20 protein-coding genes are annotated in these 17,872 nt (G+C 37.8%); all 20 read left to right on the top strand.

What is annotated here, in order from left to right; genetic code table 11:
- Positions 1-840, top strand: coding sequence for a hypothetical protein (locus tag ACF3OB_RS01185; RefSeq protein WP_392448000.1), 840 nt, complete (start codon positions 1-3; stop codon positions 838-840).
- Positions 840-1,337 carry a hypothetical protein gene (locus ACF3OB_RS01180; protein ID WP_392447998.1) on the top strand — a complete coding sequence of 166 codons (498 nt, stop codon included), beginning with the start codon at positions 840-842 and terminating at the stop codon, positions 1,335-1,337. The genes ACF3OB_RS01185 and ACF3OB_RS01180 overlap by 1 nt, the downstream gene beginning before the upstream one ends.
- A gap of 17 nt (positions 1,338-1,354) precedes the next feature.
- On the top strand, positions 1,355-1,612 hold the full coding sequence (locus tag ACF3OB_RS01175) for an NUMOD4 domain-containing protein (protein WP_392447996.1): 258 nt from the start codon (positions 1,355-1,357) through the stop codon (positions 1,610-1,612).
- 252 nt (positions 1,613-1,864) lie between these two features.
- Positions 1,865-2,980: a PBSX family phage terminase large subunit gene (locus ACF3OB_RS01170; protein WP_255318325.1), complete on the top strand. Its 1,116-nt coding sequence runs from the start codon at positions 1,865-1,867 to the stop codon at positions 2,978-2,980.
- A complete protein-coding gene (locus ACF3OB_RS01165) occupies positions 2,980-3,561 on the top strand; it encodes a hypothetical protein (RefSeq protein WP_392447994.1) in 582 nt (193 codons plus the stop codon). The genes ACF3OB_RS01170 and ACF3OB_RS01165 overlap by 1 nt, the downstream gene beginning before the upstream one ends.
- 5 nt (positions 3,562-3,566) lie before the next feature.
- Positions 3,567-3,986 carry a hypothetical protein gene (locus ACF3OB_RS01160; protein ID WP_212895404.1) on the top strand — a complete coding sequence of 140 codons (420 nt, stop codon included), beginning with the start codon at positions 3,567-3,569 and terminating at the stop codon, positions 3,984-3,986.
- 3 nt (positions 3,987-3,989) lie between these two features.
- The gene (locus ACF3OB_RS01155; protein WP_212895405.1) at positions 3,990-4,454 is read left to right on the top strand and encodes a hypothetical protein; all 465 of its coding nucleotides are present in this window, start codon (positions 3,990-3,992) and stop codon (positions 4,452-4,454) included.
- Positions 4,444-5,835 (top strand): hypothetical protein, encoded by a 1,392-nt coding sequence (locus ACF3OB_RS01150; protein WP_392447993.1) that lies wholly within the window; start codon positions 4,444-4,446, stop codon positions 5,833-5,835. Before ACF3OB_RS01155 ends, ACF3OB_RS01150 begins: the two co-directional genes overlap by 11 nt.
- A gap of 2 nt (positions 5,836-5,837) precedes the next feature.
- On the top strand, positions 5,838-6,407 hold the full coding sequence (locus ACF3OB_RS01145) for a hypothetical protein (RefSeq protein WP_392447991.1): 570 nt from the start codon (positions 5,838-5,840) through the stop codon (positions 6,405-6,407).
- Positions 6,398-8,383, top strand: a complete 1,986-nt coding sequence (locus ACF3OB_RS01140; RefSeq protein WP_392447989.1) for a hypothetical protein — start codon at positions 6,398-6,400, stop codon at positions 8,381-8,383. Before ACF3OB_RS01145 ends, ACF3OB_RS01140 begins: the two co-directional genes overlap by 10 nt.
- Positions 8,384-8,596: 213 nt before the next feature.
- A complete protein-coding gene (locus ACF3OB_RS01135; protein ID WP_392447987.1) occupies positions 8,597-11,668 on the top strand; it encodes a hypothetical protein in 3,072 nt (1,023 codons plus the stop codon).
- Positions 11,669-11,789: 121 nt separating this feature from the next.
- Complete coding sequence (locus tag ACF3OB_RS01130; protein WP_212895411.1) at positions 11,790-12,044, top strand: hypothetical protein; 255 nt, start codon at positions 11,790-11,792, stop codon at positions 12,042-12,044.
- 121 nt (positions 12,045-12,165) lie between these two features.
- Entirely contained in the window at positions 12,166-12,384 is a 219-nt protein-coding gene (locus tag ACF3OB_RS01125; protein ID WP_392447984.1) for a hypothetical protein, read from the top strand.
- Between the two features lie 65 nt (positions 12,385-12,449).
- Complete coding sequence (locus ACF3OB_RS01120; protein WP_172918081.1) at positions 12,450-12,614, top strand: hypothetical protein; 165 nt, start codon at positions 12,450-12,452, stop codon at positions 12,612-12,614.
- A gap of 42 nt (positions 12,615-12,656) precedes the next feature.
- The gene (locus ACF3OB_RS01115) at positions 12,657-13,040 is read left to right on the top strand and encodes a DUF5053 domain-containing protein (RefSeq protein WP_172918080.1); all 384 of its coding nucleotides are present in this window, start codon (positions 12,657-12,659) and stop codon (positions 13,038-13,040) included.
- Positions 13,041-13,193: 153 nt separating this feature from the next.
- Positions 13,194-14,384, top strand: coding sequence for a hypothetical protein (locus ACF3OB_RS01110; protein WP_392447982.1), 1,191 nt, complete (start codon positions 13,194-13,196; stop codon positions 14,382-14,384).
- 19 nt (positions 14,385-14,403) lie between these two features.
- Positions 14,404-15,477: a hypothetical protein gene (locus ACF3OB_RS01105; RefSeq protein WP_392447980.1), complete on the top strand. Its 1,074-nt coding sequence runs from the start codon at positions 14,404-14,406 to the stop codon at positions 15,475-15,477.
- Positions 15,478-15,560: 83 nt separating this feature from the next.
- Positions 15,561-16,142 carry a hypothetical protein gene (locus ACF3OB_RS01100; RefSeq protein ID WP_392447978.1) on the top strand — a complete coding sequence of 194 codons (582 nt, stop codon included), beginning with the start codon at positions 15,561-15,563 and terminating at the stop codon, positions 16,140-16,142.
- Positions 16,142-16,597 carry a hypothetical protein gene (locus tag ACF3OB_RS01095; protein WP_392447977.1) on the top strand — a complete coding sequence of 152 codons (456 nt, stop codon included), beginning with the start codon at positions 16,142-16,144 and terminating at the stop codon, positions 16,595-16,597. Before ACF3OB_RS01100 ends, ACF3OB_RS01095 begins: the two co-directional genes overlap by 1 nt.
- A gap of 57 nt (positions 16,598-16,654) precedes the next feature.
- On the top strand, positions 16,655-17,845 hold the full coding sequence (locus ACF3OB_RS01090; protein WP_392447975.1) for a hypothetical protein: 1,191 nt from the start codon (positions 16,655-16,657) through the stop codon (positions 17,843-17,845).
- Positions 17,846-17,872: the final 27 nt, after the last annotated feature.

The raw sequence follows: 17,872 nt of genomic DNA, 5'->3' as shown, positions 1-17,872 counted from the left end.
ATGAAAATAATAGAAATACAGAGAAAGCCTGTTGATTTTAAAGAGTACATCAAAAGAAGTGCAAAAGAAACAGATTACAAAACCTTAATAACTGAACCTTGTTTAATCACGGAAAACGGAGAACCGAAAATTCTTTACATCAACTTAGATAAGGAGAAAACAAAATACCTACGCCAAGCGTGTAAAAACATTCGCTACGAAAAAAGCGAACGAACCACAGGACTAAAAACGCAAAGTCGCATTTTTGGATACAGCCCAAGAAATACCATTAGAAAGGATTTTTGTAGTTCTACATCGATGGCAGTAGAGCACCCTTTAGAGCATTCTGTGATTTGTGATTTTGGGGAATATATAGCGGGGCTTTACGAAGAATATTTTCCTGAAATATACAACAAACATAAAGACCTTGTAAAAGAAAACAACCTTGACGAGTGGAAAATACCACACACGCCTTTTACTTCTGGAATTGTCAATAAAAACAACCCCTTGAAGTATCATTTTGACGCTGGTAATATTTCTGATGTGCTTTCTAATATGATTGTTTTCAAAAAGAATATGCAAGGAGGGTATTTGGCTTGTCCTGAATTTGACATTGCTTTTGAATGTGCCGACAATACCGCCGTGTTATTTGACGGGCAAAAGATTTTACATGGCGTTACCCCGCTGAACAAAAATGAAAAAAGTTATCGGTACTCCGTAGTATATTACTCTTTAAAACAAATGTGGAATTGCTTACCCTTGACCGAAGAAATAATAAGAGCAAGAGAGGTAAGAAACAAAAGGGAAACCAAAAGAGCCAACGGAGAAGTAAATATAAATGACTTGCAGTTAGATAGGTAGTGACCAACAAACCCAAATATAGACAACAATGGATTTTAGAGGAACTTAAAAAGTCTCCTCTTTTGTCGTTTGGGGAAATGTTCAGTAGGTATTTAGAAAAGTTTAGTAAAACAGAACAGACGTTTAGTAAAGACTGGAAACAAGCCAAAGAACAGTACGAAGCCTATCAAAAAAAAGCAAATGCCGAAAAAGAAAGAATAAGCATCGAACTTGAAAAAGAAGCCGTAAAACAAGGCTTAAAAACAAAGTTCGACAGGCTGATGATTTTACAACAACAGATAGAGCAAGTTCAAAAAGAATTAGAATTGGGAGAGTGCGAGGACATTAAAATCATCAAAGGCGAACCAAAAAAAATAAAACGCCCATTGCTTCCGTTTGAGAAATCGGCGATGCGAAAGAATATCAAAGATTTGCAGAGTGAAATATCAAAAATTGAGGGCGATTATGCAAGTGATAAATTAGATGTGTTTATTGAACAGCCTTTATTTGGAGATTGACAAAAAAATATATTATTATGGAGATATGGAAAGAAATAGAGGGATTTGAAGAACTTTATTTAGTCAGCAACAAGGGACGAGTAAAAAGTTTAGGAAATGGGAAATCCACTAACAGCAACAATAGAAAAGAGCGGATTTTAAAGCAACAAATAAAAGGGAATGGGTACTTGCAAGTAAAATTAAGCAAAGAAGGGAAATATTACTATAAAATTGTACATAGATTAGTTGCTGTGGAGAAAATCCTCAAAGTATTTCAGTTCTTCAAAAAGACTTAAAAGGGAACTTGATTAAAGAATGGCAAAGTATAAAGCAAATTCAAAGAGAAACCGATTTTAACACTTTTGGAATTATAAAGTGTTGTAAAAAAGAAAAAAGATATAAAACTGCTTATGGGTACAAGTGGGAATATAAAGGAAAGTAACGGGTTTTATTACACTAATGCTATACGTAAATTAAGAGCATTAACCAAACGCAAAAAAGTGATACAAGGCGGTACGTCCGCAGGAGTATAGCCCCCTGATTAAAACATCGGGGGGCGAAAAGGAAAAACATTCGGTATAATCCCTATTCTGATTGATAGAGCTATCAAAGAGCCTAATAAAGAAATATCCATCGTGTCAGAAAGCATACCCCATTTGAGACGTGGTGCATTGAAAGATTTTATCAAGATAATGAAACTTACGGGGCGTTGGCGGGAAAAGAGTTACAACAAGTCTCTATTAACCTACACTTTTCAAAATGGGTCTTATATTGAGTTTTTTTCAGCAGACCAAGAGGACAAATTGCGAGGAGCAAGACGTAATGTGTTATATGTTAATGAAGCAAACAACGTTAAATGGGAGGCTTTTAACCAACTCCAAATCCGAACCAGTGAGGATATTTGGATTGATTTTAATCCCTCCTCCGAATTTTGGGCGAACGAGCATTTAACTAATGATGAAGATGTAGATTGGATTATTCTAACCTATAAGGATAACGAGGCACTTCCGCAGACCATTATTGCAGAAATCGAAAAAGCAAAGGAAAAAGCCAAAACATCTAAATATTGGGAGAATTGGTGGAAAGTGTATGGACTTGGACAGCTCGGAATGTTGGAGGGTGTTATTTTATCCGATTGGCAAACCATTGACAAAATACCTGATGAAGCGGAACTATTGGGGTGCGGAATGGACTTTGGATATACCAATGACCCTACCACACTGATAGAAGCCTACAAATGGAACGGAAAAATAATTTTCAATGAGTTGATTTACGAAAAAGGTTTGACGAATACCGATATTTCAAAGCGAATGCAAACCTTAGGAGTGTCAAAGAAATTGCCTATTTATGCTGATAGTTCAGAGCCAAAGAGCATTGACGAGATAAAATCCTTTGGGTTTAGCATTAAACCTGCCGACAAAGGGAAAGATAGCGTAAATTTCGGATTAAGTGTTCTGCAAGAAAACTCTTTTTATATAACCAAGCATAGCACCAATACTATTAAGGAATTACGTAATTATTGTTGGGATACTGACCGAACAGGAAAGCAACTAAACACCCCAATAGACGAGTATAATCACAGCATAGATGCAATGCGGTATTTTGCAATAATGAAACTGAAAAACAAACAACCGCAACGTTATTGCAGTTTAAAAATTGGATAATGAAGATAACAAATTACGCTATATCAAAGTTCCTTACGCTCGAAGAGGCAGTCATAAAAGACTATGTCATTTGGTTGCAACATGTAAATCCTATTGCTAATTTAAAAAAAGGCAACAAAACATATGGAGTGAAAGAGTCACTAACGGAGTTAAAATACCGAGAGGTCTCAGAACTGAAAAGACTCATTGTTGATAGAAGTTTTCACAGTATTAGCCGATGTCTTGAAATTGCGTACAAGCTGAACAAAAAACAGATTGAACGTTTGCCTATTGTAACCTTTTACGGTTGTGTAAACTTCATAGTTAAACAAATGGAAATGATTTATAACATGGAGCGAGTTCATTACGCTGTTGAATCAGATGAAGATGATTATCTTTTGGAAGAGGCGGGTTCATTGGAATTACAGAAATTTGAAGATTTGCCTATTATAGACACACTTGCTAACGGTGTAATATTGGATTACGACAAAATAGAAGAACTGCCTTACATTAAAGTACATGTAGCCATTTGGTATCGAACCACAAGGGACAGCGTAAAAAAGAAATATGAAAAACTTATAACTAAAAAGCTAAATCACTAAAAAAAATGAAAGCCTTTTTTGAACAAATAGCAAAAGACAACGGATGGTATTTTTCTTATGGAAAAAATGAGTTTCATAATTTAGATGAAACCGAAAAGCCGTTTTCACTGTACTTAGATGCAGTAGAAGAGGATATTGTACATTCAGAGTTTAACAACATTACAGGGCATTTTTTCAAAAGCAGAATCATGCTTTTAAAGAAATCAGACCTTGATGAAGTGTATGATTCGCAATGTGACAACGACCCTGCAAAAGGACGATACGAAGCACACATAAAACCTTGTAAGCAACAAGCAGAACAGTTTATTGACGCTCTTACCTGCGAGGGATATTCTATTAAAAAATGGCAAATAACCGAAGTGATTAATGCTTGGGATGAAAACTGTGATGGAATTATCATCTATTTCTCTGTCGAAAAATTGTAATTTATGGAGCAAATTATCAGAGAGGAGCTTGAAAAAATAAAAGAAGATTTGATAGCCAAACACGTAAGTCTTGGAATGAAAGCCTCAGGCAAATGGATAGAATCCCTTGAGGTAAAAACACAAGCAACGAGAGGTAGTATAATAGGTCAAGCCTACACTTATCAGCTTCAAGCAGGGCGAAAATCGGGAACAATGCCTCCAATTCAAGCTATTGAAGAGTGGATAAAACAGAAAGGAATTAAACCTGTTGAAGACAAAATGAAAATATCAAGCCTTGCTTTTATCATCGCTCGAAAGATTAAACAGGAGGGGACAAAATATTATCAACAAGGAGGCACGGATTTAATAGATAGCGTGGTAACCCCTGACCGCATTCAGAAGATTATTGACCGTGTAGGCTCTCTACATGTGGTAAATCTACAGAGTGAAATTTTAGAACTAATAAAAAGAACAGCAAATGGAAATTAATCACTTACCCCGTGTATTGGCGAGACATTCAGAGTATGCTCTACTTCTGTCTGAACTACAAGCTCTTTGGATTCGGGTTACTTTCACGGCAACCCAAAGAGGCGAAACTAAAACAGCTCAGTTTAAATACTTTACGTTCGAGGGAAAAGCATATGTAAACATATCAGCTATGCTGTTTTCTTTGTTCGATACCGAAGATGATGACTTTGACTACACGGAATCAACTGTTTATAGACAGAACAATAGCAACCGATTAGGACAATTAAAAATAGAAATTCAAGACATGGACACCGTGCATACTTTTTATCACACGGTTGTTAATGCCGTGTACCAATCAGGAGAGAGTGTAGAGCCAATGCACAATGGAGAACATCGCATAGGGAAAGCAAAGGGAATGCCTATTTTTTTAGGATACCCGATGTCCACAATGCAGTACAGCAGTGGCGGTATTGAAAGGATACTAAACACTAACGGCTGTAATTTTCGTGAGGATTTCTCCTCTATTGTTCACATTCAGGTGCAAACCCCCAACGGACAAACTATTGAAGCAAACTCAGAGCTAAATTTCACAATCACTAACGAGGCGTCCGCTAACGGAGTTTATATAGTCACATTTACGGATAGTGACGGCAGGAAAGAAACAAAGCAATTTTCCGTAATCAATGCAGGGCAACCATCAGGAGACCCTGCGGGAACTACAGTCAAATACGAACAACTTGGAATAAATGAATATCTGACAGAACCAAAATTCAAGTTTAAAAAAACATCAGGAAGAAATATAATAAAAGTCAAACCTTTTTTTGAAAACAGAGATGTAGTCAAACGTTGGAGAATAGAAATACTCCCCCCAAACTCCACCGAAGAAAACAGAGATATAGGAGGGTGGTACAGTGACGTTGATATGTCTCCTTACTATGGAAATAATTCTCTCGGGAGCAGTCATAAGCCCGAAGAAGAAGGTACTTATGAAATTAGAGTATTTGTAGAAACAAAAGATGAATATTCCTACTACAAAACATTTTACTTTGAAATAGAAGAAATGGACTTAGAGGACACAGTAGACTACATATCTCTGACAGATGAAACGGGTGTGCCTCGTGCCATTTCAGTAAATGAAACACTTGCTCTTTCAAGAGACAAGGTAGTAACTGTAAGACCTTTTTACAGCTATCCTCACGTACAACGTATTGACATGACAATAACCTACCCCGATGGACACGTCAGAGAAGAGGTTTTTGTAGGCGACGACCGATATTTTAAAAAAATACCCCTCTATGAAGACCAATCGCAAGTACAGTTAGGAACGCACAAAGCAGAGGCGTTCTATAAAGCATATGAAGATAAACCTGTTAAGATACGCAAATATTTTACGATTGTTTAGAAATGAAGCACAGCATTAACATACCAAGAGAATTAAACAACAATGCAGTAATTGACATGCAACAGGAGACTGCACCTATCAATGTAAACATAACCGCTTCCAATGAGCAATCTTGTTTTATTGACAGAACCTTTGTAAGCCGATTAATAGACGAATGCGGAACGTATGTCAAATGGCTAAACTCTTTCGGAGGGTACTCTTACTGGCTGTTCAATAGCATTACAGAAGAACATAGTAAGACAAAATCACTCGGCACAATACGAAAGTTGGTAGGGAATCAATCTGAAAGCCTTAACACATTTAAGCATTTAGGATTCGCCCAAGAGAAAAGCTATCGATTGGAGAGCATACTGCCCATACCCGCTGAGGAAATAGAGGAAGTCAAAACCCTACTAACAAGTCAGGAAGTGTATTTGTATCTCGCAGAACGATTTTCAACCGAATCAAAATGGCAGAAAATAATTGTACAAGAGGGCAGTGTAAAAAATATTCAAAACAAAGTAGGGGTTTACACTTTTGAATTTACTTATCAGTTGCATAACGTTAAAACGCAAAAAGACCTATGGCAGTAACAGAATTATATGTTAATGGAGTGAGAGTAGACACCTATGACAATGAAAAAGTATCTTTTTCATGGAAAGCTAACCCAATGACCGATTTAAAAACACGAGCTTTCAACGCCTCTGACAACATAAAACTTCCCAAGACACAACGCAACATGGAAATTTTTGAGTTAGCAGGGGTTGCGGGAAGTCAGTCCAATATGCCTTATCGCAAGTTTCGAGTAGATTACTACGTTGATGGAGTGCCTATCGAGAACGATGCTTCGGGATTTATCAACTGCATAGATAATGATATTAATATTATTTTCATGAGTGGTAATATTGATTTGTATCGAAGTATAGAGGGTTTTCTTCTTAAGGATTTACCAATGCACGAGCTGTCTCATAAAAAGGACGCAGAGAGCATTATGTCTACTCATGTAGAAGACAAAGACTATCTGTACGCTATTGCTGACTACGGAGGTAAAACCATCGTAGAGGGACGATACAATTTCGATTACAGTGTACCTTCAATCAAAGGAGATTGGATACGCAGGAAGATTGAACAACTCTCGGGGAAACAACTCTCAGGAGCATTCTTTGAATCTGAAACATGGAACGAGATTTTCTTTACAGTTTCTGACGCTATGAAAGTCAGTGATGATAGTTTTTGGCACAAGTATGTAGAAGCCGACAGACCTACCATGTTATTCTATGATAAAATGCCTCCAAGTAAAGCAAATGACGATGACCAACAAGGAATGGGAATTGTTAGTTATTTTAGAAAGGAAAGTGTAGACACCCCTTACAGACCCTCTTATAACTTCTATTATTATTTTGTGACACCACAAGATGGAAAGTACAAAGTAACCTTATCAGGTAGTGGGTTTGCCTCCTTTCCTATTGGAGAAAGAGATTTGATAGATATAACGAGAAATCAACACATCAACTTATTTATGAAAAAAAATGAAGAGGTTGTAAAAACTTATCATACAGAAGACTTTGTTCCTCATTTTGAAAACATAGACAGCCATGTTAGAGACCTCAATAAACCCTTTACCTTTGAGGCTCACGTTGATTTACGTCAAGGGGATTTAATTTATTTCACAGCGGATAGACCAAATATAGCAAAAGCAATAACAGACCTAAAATTAACAATTTCTATTCTGAATGAAAACACCATCACCATTGGCGACCATTTCGCTAATATAAAAGTCCATGAGTGGTTAAAAGAAGTAATGCAGTTGTTTTGTTTAACCCCAATTCAAGATAAACAAGACCCTTATCGATACCGATTTTACACGCTCAACGAACGAGTAAATGCCCCCGTTGTTGATTGGAGTGACAAGTATGTAGAAACAAAAATCGAATGGTTCAAATGGGGAGATTTTGCAAGACATAATCACTTAAAATTCTCTAAATACAACGAACAAAGTGCTCAGCAAGATAGTAACGATTACACGTGGAAGATACCCAACGACCAAATGAATAATGAGAAAACCATAACCTCTAAATTTTTTAGCCCTATACGGAACAATATTAAATTTAGAAATCTAACATTAGACACCTACGAATTTTGGGTTAAAGAACCCAAAGAGGATAAAGACGGCAAAGTAACTGTAAATTACAAGGAGCAAAACAATCGTTTTCACTTTTTCCAATACTATCTCGGTTTTAACACACTACCGTGTACTTTGGAACTTGCCAATGAGCATTTTGTTATAGCATTCACAAAGATAGCCGATTTCGGAGGTTTGCAATGGCAGTCGCTAAAAGAGCTATACTATGCAGACATAGAAACGCTCACTAATCGAATGTCAAGCGTAACAGCAACTTTCAATCTGTCGCCTATTGACTTTGCACAGTTCGACCTGTATAGCACAATCTACGTCAAGCAGTTAGGAAGCCTATTCATGCCTATATCAGTAACCTATACCGCAGGAGAATTTGCTACGGTGGAAATGCTTAGAATAAGCCCCGATGAAAAAATAATTCAAATTACTTAAAAACATCTATCCTAAAAATCCACCAAAGCATAAAGGATAGCCAAAGAATGAAGAAAAAAATAAATAATATTACCATAATAGGCAACGAAAGTACTATCCAAGTCTCAAAATCAATAAAGTATAGCAGTGAAAACCAAAATACGGTAAAGAGTAATAACCAATGTCGCTTTTTCATAACATCAAATTTTTATATCACAAAGATACAAAAAAAATATGGCACAAACAATAAATATCGTTGATTTAGACATCAATATAGATGAATTACTAAAAAAAGCACAAGAAAGCAAGAAATCCATTCTTGAACTTTCAAAGGAAATCAAATCTTTGAAAGACACTCAATCGGAGTCATCAAAAAACATAGAGCAGTACACCCAAGACCTTGCCATACTTGAAAATACAGGGAGAGGTACAAGTAAACAAGCACAAGCCTTGCGTGACCATATTGAAATCAACCGTCAGAAATTCGAGCAAAGCACCCGAACATTGGTAGAGCATGAAGCAAAAATAAAAACCATGCAAGGAGAGTACCGCTCTTATTCTAAAGTCATTCAAGCCTATTCCGACAAAATGGAAAGGTCACGAGAGGCAATTGCTCAACATGACGGGTCTCTAAACCAAATCAGTGCAGCACTATCTCACAACAAACAGCTTTACAAAGAACTTACCAAAGAAGAGCGGGAAAACTCCGAGATAGGGGGCAGACTGTTAAAACTTATCCAAGAGCAGGACAAAGAGTACAAAGAACTGCATAAATCTATGGGAAATATGCAGGTCGAAGTAGGAAACTATAAGGAAGAGGTAAAAAAAGCTATCAACGAAAGTTTTAACCTGCAACAGGCTACTACTGCCTTGCTCGGCCCTTTTGGAAGTCTCTCACCTCTATTGGTAACATCGTTTAATTCTCTCAAAGCATGGTCTGTGGGTAGTCGTACAGCAACTACGTCTAACACTTTATTATCAAAATCATTGACGATTTTGCGTGGGGCGTTCATCGCCACAGGTATCGGTGCTATCGTAGTGCTGTTAGGTTCTTTAATTGCTTATCTAACTTCCACCCAAGAGGGGGTAAACAAAGTAACACGAGTTTTAACCCCGCTAAAAGAAATCTTTGCTACACTTTGGGGGGTGATGCAAGATGTAGGGAAGGCGTTACTCAAAGTCTTTTCAAATACATCTGTAATAAAAGACTTCGGAAATGTCATCAAAAACGTAGTCCTTTTTCCTATAAATCAAGTTATAGCCTCAGTAAAAGCATTAGGCAAAGTACTTGAAGGAGATTTAGGAGGGGCGTGGGACGAGTTTTCAGAACCTGTAAAAGAAAGTTTTGACAGTGTTAAAAATTTGGCAAAATCAGGCGTGGAAGCAGGAAAACAAATTGCAGGTGCTTTCGATGGCTTCGGTGATAAAATGAAAGACGCTTGGGAACGAGGCAAAAAAATAGCCGACCTTGAACAGGAATTGCGAGAGTTTAACATCGACTACAAGCGACAAACAAGCGAACTAAATAGAATGTACAAAGAACAGCAACAAATTCTTGAAGACACTACTAAATCCGAATCAGAAAGACGACAAGCGGGACTTAAAGCTATTGAATTGCAAAATCAAATCAACGCTTTAGCAGAAAAACGTAACGGATTGGAAGTGGATTTGATTACCCTAAAACAACAAGCCAACGATACAGACGATGCAGGTAAACAAGAGTTACAAGATAAACTCGCAGAATTGGAAGACGAAAGAGCCGAACGAATAAAAAAAATCACTACCACGCAAAACAAAATTAACAGTATTAACAAAGAAGCCCAACAAAAACGCAAAGAGCAACTGCGAAAGAGTTTAGAGGAAGAAAAAAAATTGATAGACGATTACCTCGCCTCAGGTTCAGGGGTTGCGAAATCATTGGACGAACGTTTAAAACTCGAAGAAAAAGCCAAAGACGACCGCCTTGCTGTATTGGAGAAAGAGAGAAAAGCAGGATTAATAAGCATAAACGACTATAACCGTGAGAAATTAGAGACCGAACAAAACTATCTGCGTACACGTGCCGAGTTAGTCACAGAAAGTTTGACCTCAGAAGTAAACATGTATGAGTTGCTAAACACCTCTAAGATAAACAAAGAAACCCAACTAACCGCCGAGCTTGTCGCCGAAGAACAAACCCGATTAGACACCATCTATCAGATGAAAGTAGATGCCCTCGAAAAAGAAAAACAATTGCGACTTGAAGCAGGAGATTGGGATTATCAAAAAGAGCAGGATTTTAACATACAAAAACTGCAACTCGAAACCGAACATAATGAAAACAAAAAAACCTTACATCAAAACCTTGAAGAAACGCTATATCAAGAAAAAATAGCCCTTGAAAAAGCACAGCAAGAAGAGAAAAAAAATAGGAAAGCTCTCGAATTGCAGGAGCAAATCCAACAGTTGGAAGAAGAAAACGCCTACGTGCAAGAAATTCAAAAAGTGCAACTTCAAGCCAAGTTCGAGCAGGAAAAGGAAGCACTTGACGAGCAACACGCTAAGGGACTGATAAGCACTGACCTATATCTGAAAAGGGTAGCGGTCATGGAAAGAGAGCATAAGGAAAAAATGCGAGAACTTGACGAAGCGTTATTCGATGCTAAAATGGAAAACTTGTCGGCTGTGCTTGGAAATGCTAAGGGTATTTTTGAAGAACATACAGCAATGAGCAAAGCTATGGCGGTAGCCGAAGCTATGATAAACACCTACTTAGGAGCAACAAAAGCAATCGCTACTTACTCCCCTCCATTTGGTACTATCATGGCGGGAGTTGCAATTGCTACGGGCATGGCAAACGTTCAAAAAATCATGTCTGTAAAATCAGGCAAAAAAGCCAAAAGAGGAATTACACTCAAAGGACGTTCACACGAAGCGGGAGGTATCGACCTATACGACCAATACGGTAACCACGTAGTAGAAGCAGAGGGCGATGAAAACATTTACGTATTGAACAAACGAGCCAGCAAAGAAATTATGGCTCTGTCCATGCTCAACCAAAGAACAGGCGGAGTGCCTTTAACAACACATACCCATTTTGCACGCTCAGGAGGTCTGATTGGCAAATCCATAGTACAGTCAAACAACGTAGATATAGACTTTGACCCCGTAGAATTTGCTGAAACAGTCGCTCCAATACTGGCCGAAGGCGTTAAATTAGGAGCAGGAGCAGGAACTTTTGAGGGAGCTTCTCGGGGAACAATGCAAGGAACTATACAAGGCGTTGCAGAAAATAGAAAAACAAAAAACGTAACGCCTTATGAATGAACAATTAATAATTAACAATTAATAATTAAAAATTACGAATTACGATAATTACGTAATTTGAAATTTGAAATTCGTAATTAAACTACCGTAATTCGTAATCTGAAATTCGTAATTAAACACAATGAGTTTTAAATTTCACGCAATTGTCAAAGGATGGACAAACTACCTTTTTCCTGACAAAGAAACAGAACGTAAAGCGATAAGTAGAGCTGAAATATGTGCAAAATGTCCACACTCAAAAAAAGGTACATATCAACGTTTAATGCCTGATTACACCCTGCAAGATGTACAAGGAATGCTATGTGAGTTGTGTGGTTGTCCGCTCTCTACTTTGCTACGACAAGACGAAAAACAATGCGAAAAATGGGACAATTAACAATTAATAATTAACAATTACGAATTACGTAATTCGTAATTATGGTAATTCGTAATTAAACATAAATCTTTTAATCATTTAATTTTTCAATCTTTTAATCTTTCAAAGCCTAATGAAAGTAATGTATGACATATTAAAACCAATAGAGAACACTTTGCGAATCGCCTATAAAAAAGGCGGACGTGTGTCTTATGCTTTGTTGCGAGATTTACAAATTTATGAAGATTACAAGGCAATGACTCAACCCAAGATGTTACGCTATTCTATACTTGCTGATAAGTACAGAATTAGCGAAACCCTTGTACGTGAAACTATAAAAAAAATGAGTAAAAAAATTTAGAAAAAAAACTTGCGTAATAATAAAAAGATTATTATATTTGCAGTGTTAATTCAAAATAAGAAAATATGCTAACAAGAGAACAGAAAAAGCGAAAGGCAGAACTGAAAAAAGAGTTGAATTTCTTTTTAGATAATTACAAAGAAATCAGCACACGAGGCAAACAAATAAAAGATTATTTTGATGCCAAAATTCAGGAAATCATACAAGAACTTAAAGAATTAGGAAAGTAAAACAACGAGGGGTGTAAAAAGCCCCTCACAAAAAATGGCATTATGAAAACCAAAATACAAGCATTAAAACAGCAATATGTAAAGGCAAAAACAGAGGCGGAACGAGAGCAAATAAACGCTCAAATCAGTCAGTTAGCTTCTGAAAATGAACAGGAATTTGTTGAAGCTATGAAATACTCCATTGAAGATACACTCGAGAAAGCAAAGGAACTATCTGTAAAAGTTCGTCTCAATGAGGTGTTACCCATTTTACCTTTGTCTTACATTGCTGAGCATTATTTTCAAAAATCAAAAAGTTGGTTTTATCAGCGATTAAATGGGAACATCGTCAATGGAAGCCCTGCACAATTTACACAAGAAGAAATAAAAACGTTGAATTTTGCCCTACAAGATTTGAGTAAAAAATTAGGCTCAATAAGTTTATAACTTATTTTGAATTAACACCCGCCCCAAACTTTGAGCCGAGTTTGGGGCTTTTTTTGTTAGCACACCTCTAACCACTGCAACAAAATCCTTGCACCACTACGTTTATCATCTCATTAACTTTGCATAAGTTAATGAGATTTTTTATTTCCAAAAATGAAAAAACACGTATTCAAAGCTTTACCCACGTATAACACTACCGAGCAGATAGACGCCGAAAAAGGCATCATTCACGGGGTGGTGTTGGCACAAAAAGGCGTTAATAAAAACGGCACTTACTTTTCCGACATGTTCCTTTCCGAAATGGAAAAACAGGGAAATGCCAAAGGAGAAATTAAGGCTCGTTTCGGACATCCGAATATGTGTGCCACTGCATTAGGCACATACATAGGCGATTATAGAAATTTCAGAGTAGGCAACGGCAAAATATATGGCGATTTACACCTTTCAGAAATTTCTAAAAAAGTGAATGTACCCAACGGAGGCATATCGATGTACGATTATGTTATCGAAATGGCACAAAAACACCCCGAAAAGTTCGGAAATTCTATTGTAGTCTATGCAGATGAGCAAGAAGAGGAAATAACCAATGAAAAAGGCGAAAAAGAGCAAGTTTACGCACTAATTCTCCAAGATTGGGCGTTCTCTGACCTTGTGGACGACCCCGCAGCTACGGATAGCCTTTTCCACGACACCAACGATTTAGGGGCTAAAGTCACCGAATTTTTGGATGATAATCCTAAAATTTTCGAGGTTTTGGATAAAAATCCGCAAATTTTCGTGGATTTCTTCCAAAGGTACGAGCATTATATGCAACGAAAGCAAACTTTTAACAACAAAGATATGAATTTTTTTAAGAAAGTAAGTGAATTATTAAAGGGTAAAGCCATTTTTGACGTGGATTTGACCCTTGCAAATGGCGATATTATCACGGTCGTAACCGAAGCAGAACAGCCACAGGTGGGCGACCCTGTTAAAGATAGTGAGGGTAATCCATTACCTGATGGAGAACACCTATTGCCTGACGGGGGAGCTATCGTTACCACAGGAGGCGTTATTTCCGAAATCAAGGAAGAAGAAGAACCCGCACCCGCTACTGAGGAGAAAACAAAATCAGACTTTCAAGCCTTGTATGAGCAAGACAAAGAAGACAATGCAAAGGCGATGCTAATATTAGCCAAAGCCTTTGACGAGTTAAAAGAGAAGTTTGACACCTTAGCGAAAGGCGTACAGTCACAATATCAAGTGACCGAAGAGGGCAAACAACCCGCAGGGACGAAGCAAGAAAAAAGCGTTTTCGCTTCACTTGAAGAGCTGAGAGAAAAAAGAAAAAAACTAAAATCTTAATCCGTAATACGTATAAAAAATGCCTATCACACAAATTTTAAAGCAAAATTATTCAGGAAAGCAAGTACAGTCGCTTGCTGAATTGACACGAGAAACGGAATTGCAAATGCCGTCTCTCAAAGAGATGTTCGACATTGTTCCCAACATCAAAGGGAAACAAAAGGTAGGATACATCGGAGGATTAGAAAAAATCACCCGAAAAGACGAGGGTTGTGGCTCTCAGGGAATGAGTGTAACTCCTCCAAGCCGTGAGGTGCTTTGGAATCCGACAGGGTTTAAAGTGCATATTGAAGAATGTTACAAAGACTGGATGAACTCTTGGTTGGAATGGGGGTTGAAAAACGGTATCCAAAAACAAAATTTGACCACCGATGAGTATTTCCTTTTCTTAACAGAGTTAATCGGGGAAGCAATTCAAAAGGATTTTTTCCGTTACGTGTTGTTTGGAAACAAAAACCACTCCGTAGTAGGTAGCGGAAGCGGAACGGCCGTACTTACAGCAGGAGAAAATCCCGTGAACTTCAACTTGATGGACGGGCTATTCGCCAAAATGGACGCTTTCGGAACTGCCAACGCTTCGAAACGATACACCATTACCGCCAACAACGGAGCGAACTTTACAGCACAACGCAACTTAGCGGCAGACGAGGGAATGAAAATCGCTGAGTTTCTTTTGGACAACGCTGACGGACGTATGTTTGGGCAAGGAGCAGACCCTTACATCTTGATGACGTGGTCATTGGCTCAAAACCTAAAACGTTACATGCGTGAGACCTACAAAAATGAAATGACCTTCGACAAAGTGGAGGGAGGTTTTCAAATCTCGGAATTTGACGGCGTGCGATTGGTAACTCATCGCTATATCGACCATATTTTGAGAAGAGATTTCAGCAACGGAACGAAGTGGGACAGACCACACCGAGCGTTCTTGCTTGACCGCAATAACGAGCGTGTAGGGGTGGACTCCGAAAGTTCATTCACTGACATTGAAGCTGAATACATCGGAGGACGTGACGAGAAGAACCACATCAAAGCATCGTATCTTGCGGACTACCAAAGACCTTATCAAGAGTTTGCAGTAGTGGCATATTAGTAATTAACAATTACGAGTTACAAATTACGTAATTCGTAATTGATTTTAATCTTTTAATTTTTAATTATTTAATCTAAAAAAAAATGGCAGATTGCTTATCAAGATTAGGAAAAGATTTACTCTTTGATTGTGCCGACCAACCATCGGCAGGAATAGAAAAAGAGGTTGTCCTCATCAACAGAGAGGACATTGACTGGGCGGGAACAACTAAAAACGGAAATACTGTAACCTCGCTTACACTCAAGAGTGGAAAAAGCGGGTACAAAGTTAAAGGTATGAAGAAACACCTTACTTTTGATTCAAAACCTGTTATTGATGAGGGTATTAACGGCTTTAAACACACCTTTCATTTTCGAGTTTACAAGAACTCCGCCGAAGATTATGAGCAGATTGACTCCATCTTTGCGGGGGCAAATTTAGTGGCAATAGTAGAAAGAACGCAAAAAGGGGCTCAAGCGAAGAACGCCTTTGAAATACTGGGGCTAACCTTAGGAATGGAGGCAAGTGGCGACAGTGGTGGGTTGGTCGTTTCAGAAAACGAGGGGACGTTTTTGATTTCAATAGCAACCCCTGACGGAACAAAAGAGCCTAATTCTATCATGAAATGGCTCGAGACGGACTATGCGACTACAAAAGCAAAATTTGACAACAAATTAGCAGACTGATGACTTTTTCAGAAGAAAAACTAACTGAATTACTTTCATTGTCTTACGATGATGCGATAACTTCCCGAAAAGCGGAAGTTGTCGCATTTTATAGCTTTCTGTTTAACGTGCCAAATCCGTGTGCTTCGTGTCAAAGTAAATTGAAAGACTATTGGGATAAGCTCAATGAAAGCGGTTTGACTTTATTAAATTATAAAAAAATGGATAAAACGAATAAAAAACAAAGCAGTCAATTTAAAATCCGTAAGGATATATCTTTCCTGCAGATGGATTTTGGTTCAAGCATATTGTTTAATAACGACACAATCACAGATGAATTAGCCTTGCAATACCTGAAATTCAATCCGAGACGGATTGCTAATTTCGAGCAATACCCCGACAATTGGCAAGAACTTCTAAAAGAACCAAGCAAACAAGTTACAAGTAAGCAAAAGACAAAAAGGATTAATGATTAATTATTAATTGTTAATTATTAAACATTGAACATTAATCTTTCAATTTTTTAATTCCGAATGAAACTCACAGCCATTAACATAGAAGAGCGACAAACTCGATACGAAAAGCGAACGGACATCTTCCAAAACGGAATAGATAACGCCTACCCGACATTGGTCGAGCGATTGGTCAATGCAAGTCCAACAGCGATGACTTGTGCGGGGTTAGTGGCTAAATTCATTTCTTGCAAAGGATTTATTTTTGAAGAAGAATCAAGATTAAACGCTAAGAACAGCGGGATACGATTTCACAAAGGCATTTATGAAGTAAACCGCAAGGGCGATACGCCAAGTCGTTTACTTAAAAAAGTAGCACAGTCAATAGCCATGCACAGAGGCTGTTTCGTTCATGTTAATTACAATGCTTTGTATCAAAAAACGAGCCTACAACTACTGCCTTACAAATGGTGCAGGCTTGGTAAAGAAGATTCCGAAGGGTACAAAGGCAAAATTATTGTGTATGACAATTGGGATTTGACAAAAAGAGGGGGCATAAAAAAAGCAGATTTTGAAATTTTCGACATCTACAACCCCGACCCGAAAGTCATTCAAGCACAGGTAGAGAAAGCGGGCGGTTGGCAGTTCTACAAGGGACAAATATACTTTCTGAACCTCGACCATAACGACACCTATCCGCTACCTTATGCCGATAGCGTGCTTTTGGATTGCGAGAGCGAAAGACAAAGTGCTATATTCATCAATAACGGATTCAAAAAAAGTTTTTTCGGCAAACATGCTCTATTTACGCAACCTTTTGAAAGCGACAGAGAGCGTGACGACTTCAAAGAGGAATTAAAAAAGTCGTTTGGAGTAGAAAGTACAGAAACCATTTTGCATTTTGAAAAAACATTGACCAGCGAAAGTTTTAAAGATGAATTTCTGCTTGAAAAAATCGAAAGCAACATCAATGATAAGACGTTCGAATATACCGATAAAAAAATAGCACGTAACATACGTGTAGCATTTGGTAACATTCCGCCCGTACTTATCGACATGGTAGAGGGAAAGTTAGGCAACACCTCAGGAGAAAGCCTTGTAGAGGCACAACATTTTATGCAACTGCAAACAGAAGACGAACGTAGCGAAATAGAAGATATGTTTGAGGAATTGTGCAATAACTTCCACAAACCATTAAGCCCCAACGGGTTGTATCAAATTAAGCTGTTTATAGAAAACAGTGAAGAAACAAGGGACAAGGATAAAGGATAAAGTAAAAAGGATAAAGTACAAAGTACA

The sequence above is a fragment of the Capnocytophaga canis genome, from assembly GCF_043187445.1.
GTDB lineage: Bacteria > Bacteroidota > Bacteroidia > Flavobacteriales > Flavobacteriaceae > Capnocytophaga > Capnocytophaga canis.
The sequence above is the reverse complement of the archived record's forward strand: the minus strand, read 5'-3'. Positions and strand labels throughout refer to the sequence as shown.